Raw genomic sequence first — 8,296 nt, 5'->3', positions numbered from 1 at the left:
ACGCCGGCGCCACCGATCATGGTATCGGCGCCGAGGCCGCCATTGAGGGTGTTGTCGCCATCGTTGCCGCTCAGGACGTTGTTAAGGTCGTTGCCCTGCAGGTTCAGTGCGGCAGTACCCAGCAGGATGGCGTCCTCGATGTTGGCGCTCAGTGCATAACTCACTGAGGACCGCACGACATCGTAACCTTCGTTGGCCTGCTCAACGATCTTGTCGCTGGCGTCGTCGACGATGTAGGTATCGTTGCCCTGACCCCCGATTAAAGTATCTGCGCCCATGCCGCCATCAAGAACGTTATTGCCAGCGTTGCCCGTGATGCGGTTGTCACTGTAGTTGCCGGTGCCGTTGAGGTTGGCTGAGCCCATGAGCACCAGCGTCTCGACGTTTGCAGTCAGGGTGTAGTCGATGGAGGTATACACCTCGTCGTAGTCGAAGAAGCCGTTTTCAACCACGAGATCGCCGACATTGTCGACCATATAAATATCGTTGCCTTGTCCTCCGACCATTTTGTCGGCGCCCAGGCCACCATCGAGAACATTATTGGCGTCATTACCGGTCAGAACGTTGTTCAGCTCATTGCCGTTGAGGTTGAGCGCCGCACTACCCAGCAGCAATCCTTCCTCGATATTGGCCGCCAGGGTGTAATTGACCGACGAGCGAACCACATCATTGCCTTCGTTCGCCAATTCGATCAGCGTATCTTCCAGACTGTTGATGACATAGGTGTCGTTGCCTGTGCCACCGATCAGCGTGTCCGCTCCGGCACCGCCATCAAGCATGTCGTTGCCGGCGCCGCCCTGCAGGGTGTTGGCGAAGCTATTGCCGACCAGATAGTTGTCCTGGCTGTTACCCAGCACATCAAAGGCACCCGCGCCGTTGATCGTGACGTTTTCGAAGTTGTTCAGCGTGCTGCTGTTCAAATCGATAAGCGTGTTGACCTGCACGCCATAGTTAAGAATCAGGGTGTCGCTACCCTGATTGGCGTTTTCTTTTGCCAGTTCAAGCTCACCCACTTGATCAATGATGTAGGCGTCGTTGCCTGCGCCACCGATCATGGTATCCAGCCCGCCCTGGCCGTCGAGTACGTTGTTGCTTTCGTTGCCGGTCAGGACGTTGTTCTGGCTGTTACCGACTGCGTTGATATTGCCGCTGCCCGCCAGTTCGAGATTTTCCAGGTTCGCGCCCAGTGTCCAGCTCACCGAGGCCCGTACAGTGTCGATCTCACTTGCTACGGTGCTGGTTTCGAGGATGACATCATCGAGGTTGTCGACGACATAGGTATCGTTACCTGCTCCACCGATCAGGGTGTCAGCACCGCCGTAACCGTCGAGAATGTTATTGCCGGCGTTACCGGTGATCACGTTGTTCGAGTCGTTGCCGTAGCCATTGATGTTGGCGTTGGTCTGAAGCGTGAGGTTCTCCACGTTTTCATAGCCATACAGGCTGTAGCTGGTCGTGGCAAAGACCGAATCGATTTCGCTCGCCGATGTTCCTGTTTCGTAGACCCGGTCATCCCGGTTGTCGACGTAGTAGGTATCGTTACCGGCACCGCCATACATCCAGTCCACACCCGTGCCGCCATTGAGGACGTTGTCCAGGCTGTTGCCGCGCAAGATGTCGTTGTAGTTCGAGCCAATCGCATTTTCGATCTTGGCGCCATAGGCAATGCCCAGTCCGCTTTGGAATACGCTCCCGCCGATGACGTTGGGCAATCCGATTTTGCTGTAGGTGCCCTCATTGAGGTTGATGTCGACCTGGTCCGCCTGCGAGCTCGCATCGATCGTATCGTTGCCGCCAGCATCCCAGATGGTTTCGAAAACGGGCTCGTAAGCTTTCCAGGAGTAGACGTTATCACCGGTTTGCCAATTCATATTGGCGCCGTAAAGCGCCTGGATGGCGAGGATATCCAGCACCATCGGAGTCATCGGTTGATATGAATAGCTATTGTTGTAGCTCATGACCGTGAACTGGACGTCGTCCAATGCCGGATTGAGAATCGTCGGGTTCGAGCCACTGGCAGAAAACGGGTGCTTGAGGCCCAGAGCATGACCGATCTCATGGATGTAGGTCATGTAGTCGTAGGTACCCTTGATCGGGTAGTCAGTCGTCGGTTCGCCGATCCAGACATCACCGCCGTTGGGAGTATTGGAGGGCGTATACGCCCAGGCAGCAGCCTCGTTGCCCATCAGCCCATAACCACCGAACCGTAAGTCGCCGACATTGGAGATATCGTCGGAGGTCTGTGTGAAGGTGATGTTTGCCACAGCGCTCCAGGTGGCCAGCGCGCTGATGATGCCGTTTTTCTGATAGCCAGACAGCGAGTAGATGGACTTGTATTCGTTGTCGGCGCTGTAGTTGGTCGGGAAGTACGAAGTGTTAGGCTCGATAAAGCTGTAAGTCAGCTTGGTCGGGCCGTCGAAAGGCCAATTGACGCCCGCCCAATAAGAACCTGAAAGCAAACTGTCGAGCGCATTTATGCCAGTCAGTTTGGAAGTGAGACTTAAAGTGATACCGGATGGACTAGGCATACATTTTTCCTGAGTGCGCTGCGGCCCTTCCCGAATGCGACCGCTACAAATGCGCGATTTTGCATCAGAAATTATACAAGTGACATCACTTGGCCATTATTTTTGATGAGTGGCGTCCAATATTCGCCTTCGGTCAGTATGTCGACGAGTGCAGTAGAATTTTGAGTCGACATATTCGTCTGGCGTACTCACTCGCTTAACCGATTCAGGATCTTTCATGACTGTTCCCAGCCCTGCGCTCATCCGCGAAACCTTTCCCGTCGGCCCGCTCCAGTGCAACTGCACGATCATCGGCGACCCGATCACTAAAAAAGCCATCGTCGTTGACCCGGGCGGCAATCCTGACCTGATCATGGCGCGCCTTGATGCCCATGGTCTGCAAGTCGTCAGCATCATCCACACCCACGCGCACCTCGATCACTTCCTCGCTTCCGGGCAGATGAAAGAGAAAACCGGCGCAACCTTGCATCTGCACAAGGAAGACCAGTTCCTGTGGGACAACCTTGAGATGCAATGCCAGATGTTTGGTGTGCCGTACACTCCGGTGCCGTCGCCGGATCGCTGGTTGAGCGACGATGAAGAACTGGCTTGCGGCTGTGGTGTCGCGCTGCATACGCCGGGACATACGCCCGGTTCCATGAGCTTTTGGTTTTCCGAGGCTAAGCTGTTGATTGCCGGCGACACGTTGTTTCGTCGCGGGGTAGGGCGCACGGATTTGTGGGGCGGCGATCAGGCGACCATCGTGCGATCGATCAAGCAGCGGCTGTACACGCTCGACGAAGACGCCATCGTGGTTGCCGGGCATGGTCCGGACACGCGTCTCGGAGATGAAATGCGCGAAAACCCGTTCGTGCGCGCCTAAACATTTTGTCACGAGTGTGCGGCGGAATTTTTCGGCATTGTCATGATCCAACGCCCGCGCAGGTCTATTGCCTAGGGCCGCTGCCACACAAAATGCAAAAACCAGGAGCTCTTCATGTTCACCACGCCTCGTTTGATTATTGTTGCTACCGCTGTGGCCATGTTGGCCGGTTGCGCCTCGCCCAACCCGTATGACAATCAGGGGCAGGCCGACGGTGGCTCGCAAGGCATGAGCAAAACTGCCAAATACGGTGGCCTCGGCGCTCTGGCCGGTGCATTGGCAGGTGCCGCCATCGACCACAACAACCGTGGCAAGGGCGCCTTGATCGGCGCGGCGGTGGTCGGCGCTTCGGCCGCCGGTTACGGTTACTACGCCGACCAGCAAGAGAAAAAGCTGCGCGCCAGCATGGCCAATACCGGGGTTGAAGTGCAGCGCCAAGGCGATCAGATCAAACTGATCATGCCGGGCAACATCACCTTCGCCACCGATTCGGCGAACATCGCACCGAGCTTTTACCAGCCGCTGAACAACCTGGCGAACTCGTTGAAAGAGTTCAATCAGAACCAGATCGAAATCGTCGGCTACACCGACAGCACCGGCAGCCGCCAGCACAACATGGACCTGTCCCAGCGTCGTGCGCAGAGCGTGGCCACTTACCTGACCTCGCAAGGTGTCAGCGGTGCCAACCTGTCGGCCCGTGGCGCCGGCCCGGATAACCCGATTGCCAGCAACGGTGACGTCAATGGCCGCGCGCAGAACCGCCGCGTCGAGGTCAACCTGAAGGCGATTCCGGGTCAGCAGTATGGTGGTCAGCAGCAACAGCCGGGTACGGTTCAGCAGTATCCGTAAGTGAATGCTTGAATGAAGAAATGCCCGGTCTTGTGACCGGGCATTTTTTTGCGGGTTGCCCGTGCTGGCCCTTTCGCGAGCAAGCCCGCTCCCACAGGGATGGGTGTTGTTCACAGAATCTGCGTTCACCACATGACCCTGTGGGAGCGGGCTTGCTCGCGAAGGGGCCGGACCAATCACCCTCAAATCATCAGATACAAAAAAAGCCCCCGGACAACCGAATTGTCCGGGGGCTTTTTGCTTGCAGCGAAGACTGATTACTTCTTCAGGCCATAATGCTCATCGAGCATGCCAGGCGAGTTCGGGGCTTTCGGTGCGTAGTCGCGTGGCGGCTCCTGATCGCGCGGCGGCGTCAGGCGTTCGCGCGGTGCCTGCGCGGCATCGGCGTGCAAAGCGGCGATCAGACGTTGACGGGTCTGCTCGTCCAGGGCCAGGCGGTTGGCGCCCTCGGCGAGATGATCCTGCACTTCCTGATAGCTCTGGGTCAGCTTCTTGACCAGCATCGCGGTGCTGTTGAAGTGGGTGACCACCTCGTTTTGATAGCTGTCGAAACGCTCCTGGATATCATCCAGTTGACGCTGCGTGCGGCTCGGCGCGGCATTCGGTGCGACGCGAGCGATCAGGAATCCAATGGCGACACCCACAACCAGGGCAAGAGTCGGTAACAACCAAACTAAGAGCGAGTGTTCCACGAGTCCTTCCTCTATAAACGGCTTTGCTTTACGTTAACGGCTCGAACCTGCGCTGTATACCGCGATTCACTCGCAATAGATTGGCACAGACAATTTGCTAGACGAGTCGACCCGATTCGAGGTCACGGAGTTCCTTCCTTGCTGATGCGTGAAACCCCTGTAGTGATTGATGGCCCAGTCGGCCAAATCGAAGCGCTGTACCTCGATAACGAGCAGCCAATCGGCATCGCGCTGATCTGCCATCCGAACCCGGTGCAGGGCGGCACCATGCTCAACAAGGTCGTCTCGACCCTGCAGCGCACCGCGCGTGATGCCGGGCTGATCACCTTGCGCTTCAACTATCGCGGCGTCGGCGCCAGCGAAGGCTCCCACGATATGGGCAGCGGTGAAGTCGATGACGCCCAGGCTGCTGCTGCATGGTTGCGGGAAAAACACCCGGATCTGCCGCTGACCCTGTTCGGTTTCTCCTTCGGCGGATTTGTTGCAGCAAGTCTCGGCGGTCGTCTCGAAGCCCAAGGCGTGCAGCTCAAGCAGCTGTTCATGGTCGCGCCGGCGGTGATGCGCCTGGGCGATCAGGATCAACTGCCACAGCACGGCGAGCTGACCGTGATCCAGCCGGAAACCGACGAAGTGATCGATCCACAATTGGTCTACGACTGGTCGGAACAACTCCAGCGCCCCCATGAGCTGCTGAAAGTGGCAGAATGCGGACACTTTTTTCATGGCAAGCTGACCGATCTCAAGGATCTGATCCTGCCGCGTCTCTCGAATTGATTGCAGTCTGACAAGCGATTACCCATGACGAACCGTACCCGTATCCTCACCGGCATCACCACCACCGGCACGCCGCACCTGGGCAACTACGCCGGCGCCATCCGCCCGGCGATCCTCGCCAGCCGCGACAGCAATGCCGACTCGTTCTACTTCCTGGCCGACTACCACGCTCTGATCAAATGCGATGACCCGCTGCGCATCCAGCGCTCGCGTCTGGAAATCGCCGCGACCTGGCTGGCCGGTGGCCTGGATGTCGACCGTGTGACCTTCTATCGCCAGTCCGACATTCCGGAAATCCCTGAGCTGACCTGGCTGCTGACCTGCGTCGCCGCCAAGGGCCTGCTCAACCGTGCGCACGCCTACAAGGCCTCGGTGGACAAGAACGTCGAGAGCGGTGAAGACCCGGATGCCGGCATCACCATGGGCCTCTACAGCTACCCGGTGCTGATGGCGGCGGACATTCTGATGTTCAACGCGCACAAGGTGCCGGTCGGTCGTGACCAGATCCAGCACGTGGAAATGGCCCGCGACATCGGCCAGCGCTTCAACCACCTGTTCGGCCAGGGCAAAGAGTTCTTCACCATGCCTGAAGCGCTGATCGAGGAAAGCGTGGCGACGTTGCCAGGCCTCGACGGTCGCAAGATGTCGAAGAGCTACGACAACACCATCCCGCTGTTCTCGAGCGCCAAAGAGATGAAGGACGCGATCTCGCGGATCGTCACCGACTCCAAAGCGCCGGGCGAAGCCAAAGATCCGGACAACTCGCACCTGTTCACCCTGTTCCAGGCGTTCGCCACACCGGCGCAGGCTGACGAATTCCGCAGTGAACTGCTCGGCGGTCTGGGTTGGGGTGAGGCGAAAAATCGTCTGTTCCAGTTGCTCGACAATGAACTGGGCGAGTCCCGCGAACGCTATCACCAACTGATCGAGCGTCCGGCGGATCTGGAAGACATCCTGCAACACGGCGCGAAAAAGGCCCGTGCGGTGGCGACGCCGTTCCTCAACGAACTGCGTGAAGCGGTCGGCCTGCGTTCGTTCGTCAATCAGGTGCAAGTCGCGGCGACCACCAAGAAGAAAGCCGCGAAAGCTGCACGTTTCGTCAGCTTCCGTGAAGACGACGGCAGCTTCCGTTTCCGCCTGCTGGCGGCCGATGGCGAGCAACTGCTGCTGTCGCGCAACTTTGCCGACGGCAAAACAGCCGGCCAGGTGACCAAGCAACTGCAAACCGGTCAGGCGCTGGACATCCGCAATCAAGACCTGAGCTTCAGCGTGTGGCTGGAAGGTGATTGCGTTGGCGACAGCCCGGCGTTCGCTGATGCTGCTGCGCGGGACGCCGCGATCGAAGCTTTGCGCGTAGCGCTGACCCCGGTTCAGGACTAAACAACGGTGCGGCCCGACCAAGGGCTGATTGCCATTCCCACGGGCCGTCGCTACAGTGACGGCCCGTTTTTGTTGCCTTGCTAACGAATTATGACGCCCCTAGAACGATACCAAGCTGATCTGAAACGCCCGGACTTCTTCCATGACGCCGCGCAGGAAACTGCTGTGCGTCATCTGCAGCGCCTGTACGACGATCTGATCGCGGCCGAGCAGAACAAGCCGGGTTTGCTGGGCAAGCTGTTTGGCAAGAAGGATCAGACGCCGGTCAAGGGCCTGTACTTCTGGGGCGGCGTGGGGCGCGGCAAGACTTACCTGGTCGACACCTTCTTTGAAGCGCTGCCGTTCAAGGAAAAGACCCGCACTCACTTCCACCGCTTCATGAAGCGCGTGCACGAAGAGATGAAAACCCTCGGCGGCGAGAAAAACCCGCTGACCATCATCGCCAAGCGCTTTGCGACCGAGTCGCGGGTGATCTGCTTCGATGAATTCTTCGTCTCGGACATCACCGACGCGATGATCCTCGGCACGCTGATGGAAGAGCTGTTCAAGAACGGCGTGACCCTGGTCGCGACCTCGAACATCGTTCCGGACGGTCTGTACAAGGACGGCCTGCAACGCGCGCGCTTCCTGCCGGCCATTGCGCTGATCAAGCAGAACACCGAAATCGTCAACGTCGATAGTGGTGTTGACTACCGTCTGCGTCACCTCGAGCAAGCGGAACTGTTCCACTATCCGCTGGACGAAGCGGCCCACGAAAGCCTGCGCAAGAGCTTCAAGGCCCTGACGCCGGAATGCACGGCGGCGGTGGAAAACGATGTGCTGATCATTGAGAACCGCGAAATCCGTGCCCTGCGCACCTGTGACGACGTGGCCTGGTTCGACTTCCGCGAACTGTGCGACGGCCCGCGCAGCCAGAACGACTACATCGAGCTGGGCAAGATCTTCCACGCGGTGCTGCTCAGTGGCGTCGAACAGATGAGCGTCACCACCGACGACATCGCCCGGCGTTTCATCAACATGGTCGACGAATTCTACGACCGTAACGTCAAGCTGATCATTTCTGCCGAAGTCGAGCTGAAAGACCTGTACACCGGCGGGCGCCTGACGTTCGAATTTCAGCGTACGCTGAGCCGTTTGCTGGAGATGCAATCACACGAATTCCTTTCGCGGGCGCACAAGCCTTAAGTGGATTCAGCACAAAAAAAGGGCCT

Annotated in this window: 7 protein-coding genes; 5 read left to right on the top strand and 2 right to left on the bottom strand. The window is 58.2% G+C overall.

Annotated features, from left to right (window positions below; genetic code table 11):
- Positions 1–2,528 (bottom strand): M10 family metallopeptidase (locus OC71_RS26180; protein WP_041074849.1); only part of this gene is annotated, 2,528 nt, incomplete at its 3' end.
- 217 nt (positions 2,529–2,745) lie between these two features.
- On the opposite strand from OC71_RS26180, the gene OC71_RS26175 reads away from it, so the two are divergent.
- Together OC71_RS26175 and OC71_RS26170 are read left to right on the top strand one after the other, a co-directional pair.
- A complete protein-coding gene (locus OC71_RS26175; protein WP_041074845.1) occupies positions 2,746–3,390 on the top strand; it encodes an MBL fold metallo-hydrolase in 645 nt (214 codons plus the stop codon).
- A 114-nt stretch (positions 3,391–3,504) separates the two neighbouring features.
- A complete protein-coding gene (locus OC71_RS26170) occupies positions 3,505–4,239 on the top strand; it encodes an OmpA family protein (RefSeq protein ID WP_007961595.1) in 735 nt (244 codons plus the stop codon).
- Positions 4,240–4,496: 257 nt separating this feature from the next.
- On the opposite strand, the gene OC71_RS26165 is transcribed toward OC71_RS26170, so the two are convergent.
- The gene (locus OC71_RS26165; protein WP_007961596.1) at positions 4,497–4,931 is read right to left on the bottom strand and encodes a YhcB family protein; all 435 of its coding nucleotides are present in this window, start codon (positions 4,929–4,931) and stop codon (positions 4,497–4,499) included.
- A gap of 144 nt (positions 4,932–5,075) precedes the next feature.
- On the opposite strand from OC71_RS26165, the gene OC71_RS26160 reads away from it, so the two are divergent.
- The 3 genes from OC71_RS26160 to zapE all read left to right on the top strand — a co-directional run bounded on the left by OC71_RS26160 (position 5,076) and on the right by zapE (position 8,270).
- Entirely contained in the window at positions 5,076–5,705 is a 630-nt protein-coding gene (locus OC71_RS26160; protein ID WP_041074847.1) for an alpha/beta hydrolase, read from the top strand.
- A 24-nt stretch (positions 5,706–5,729) separates the two neighbouring features.
- Positions 5,730–7,085 carry a tryptophan--tRNA ligase gene (locus OC71_RS26155; RefSeq protein WP_041074843.1) on the top strand — a complete coding sequence of 452 codons (1,356 nt, stop codon included), beginning with the start codon at positions 5,730–5,732 and terminating at the stop codon, positions 7,083–7,085.
- A gap of 90 nt (positions 7,086–7,175) precedes the next feature.
- Complete coding sequence (gene zapE / locus OC71_RS26150; protein ID WP_041074841.1) at positions 7,176–8,270, top strand: cell division protein ZapE; 1,095 nt, start codon at positions 7,176–7,178, stop codon at positions 8,268–8,270.
- Positions 8,271–8,296: the final 26 nt, after the last annotated feature.

The sequence above is a fragment of the Pseudomonas sp. W15Feb9B genome, assembly GCF_000828175.1.
GTDB lineage: Bacteria > Pseudomonadota > Gammaproteobacteria > Pseudomonadales > Pseudomonadaceae > Aquipseudomonas > Aquipseudomonas parakoreensis.
This window is presented reverse-complemented; position numbering and strand designations above follow the sequence as displayed.